This is a genomic window from Massilia genomosp. 1 (assembly GCF_011682185.1).
GTDB lineage: Bacteria > Pseudomonadota > Gammaproteobacteria > Burkholderiales > Burkholderiaceae_D > Telluria_A > Telluria_A rubra.
Genome location: NZ_WHJF01000254.1, coordinates 1 through 1,855 on the forward strand (window position 1 = coordinate 1; position 1,855 = coordinate 1,855).

1 protein-coding gene and 1 pseudogene are annotated in these 1,855 nt (G+C 55.5%); one reads left to right on the forward strand and one right to left on the reverse strand.

Annotated features, from left to right (window positions below; all coding sequences use genetic code 11):
* The first annotated feature begins 443 nt into the window (after positions 1-443).
* Positions 444-752 (forward strand): DUF6572 domain-containing protein, encoded by a 309-nt coding sequence (locus F1735_RS33350; protein ID WP_167241273.1) that lies wholly within the window; start codon positions 444-446, stop codon positions 750-752.
* A 173-nt stretch (positions 753-925) separates the two neighbouring features.
* Here F1735_RS33350 and F1735_RS33355 read toward each other — a convergent pair.
* Positions 926-1,729: pseudogene (locus F1735_RS33355) on the reverse strand (HipA domain-containing protein); the annotation flags it as partial.
* Positions 1,730-1,855: the final 126 nt, after the last annotated feature.

Here is a 1,855-nt window from a genome sequence, read left to right on the forward strand (position 1 = left end):
TCGAGGCCGGCAACGACGCTAAACTCGTCCTGACGGGGTCACGTCCGGTCTGCCGAGAATCGACCACACGCCGCCAAACTTCAACCTTCAAACCGCTTCATTGACTGTCCCGTTCAATTGGGTAGGGGTGCCATTGCCCGCGACATTCCGATTCAAGTTGAAAAGGTTCTGCATCGGAAAAGTGAAGCTGCGGCGGTGGTTTGTGCAACATTCAGGTTAGGGAAATGCCAAAAAAGCCGCGTTCGGCTAATTTCCCCCTCTTACAAAGCCAACTAATTGTAGGTGTAATTGAAACATTAATATATATATATATTTGTTTGGATGATCTCTTACTGACATATCTAGTAGAGCCAATAAAGTTCATCCGAGGCTCCGGCTGAACCCAGGACCAGTGCAACCACCATGCGTTAAAAATGCCAAGGCTGGGACTTGAGAATCCAAGCGTGGTTAACGCTGTCGGCACTGAACCTGTATCGGGCAGCGTTGTCCTGACGATCCTCGACTCGTGGGACTGGCCTGATGAACGTGAGCATTTGCTGGCCTTGCAAAGCAAGTTGAACTGGTACTTTGGTTTTGTCGAGAGCGGCCAAATGTACGAGGCGTATCCCGCCGCCGCACAAGGAAAGTCGCTGCGCATTGACATCATCAGCCGTTATCCATTGCCGACATCCGCCGTACAGTTTCTGAGCGATGCGAAGGTCGTAGCAGAGGAACTGGCTGTTTCCTTGCGTTGGAATGCACTTCCTGCTTAAAAGTACGCATGCATTCTTGTCATTGCCGGCTTGCACAAGCGGAGCCGTTCGGAGTTGCCCACCGTTAGCAGTGATGGCACTGCGGCGCGGCGTGCGCCTTGCAAGGCATCAGCTTCTGTTCGCTGCAAGTCACAATAATTTCTGTACACTTCATCAGGAACAAGCTGTTGTGATTAGCCGGGCCCCATCCGTTCAAGTGCGCTCGCCGCGTCGAGCAGGCCGCTCAGAATCTTGTCGGCGACCTTTTCCGAAAATCCAGCGGGAAGGTCGGCGCGGACCTTTTCCACGACCGCAGGCGTGCGGGCGATGAAGTCTTGCAGCAGCGGCTCGGCGCTGTCACCGTAGGCGACTTTCTTCGCAGTGCTATTGAAGTGTCGTCGCGTGATGCTGCGCGCCAGGTAGTGCCGGTTTTTCCCGAGTAGGGCCATTGCCATCTTGATGTCCTGGTCTGCCCACTGGTTAGGCCCAGCGCCGATAACGGGATACGCTGACATCACATCGTAGATGGGCGTCAGCTTGAAACGGCCTTCGCCGGCGAGCAACTGAATGCTGAAGTTCTTGGCGTGACCATCCGGTGCGCGCAGCATCCAAAAAAGCAGTTGCGAGGCCATAAGCGTGCGCATATCTGCGACGGCCTGCTGCGATTGCTGCAACAGGGTGAACATCTGCTGCAAGCCTGGGCCGCCTTCATTTTCATATTTCACCAGCGGTGAGCTTCCGGTTGCCTGGCAGAAGTCCTCCTGGACGAGCCGGAATAGCTGCTTGCCGTTGGCCGACAGCGCGCGGTCGAAACGCTCGACGACGAGCACCCGTTGCGAGCCGAACGTCGCAATCTCGGCATTCGCCGTGGGCAGTCCGTACTCCTTGAACAGGCGTAGGCATAAGCACTCGTTATCGACCGACGTGGAGAAGTCGGCCTTGCGGCCGCCTACCATCCCGATCGGGAGCTTGAAGATGTGCGTCGTCGGCGTAGCGCCCGGAGCGTGTCAAACTATTTGAGACAGTATTTACAGATTGTTTAGGGAGCATTCTTCGGTCTGCTCGTTGGTGCCAATGTCCATTTTGGGCATGTTGATTCCGGCTTCGGTTGGCAGAGCCGGCGG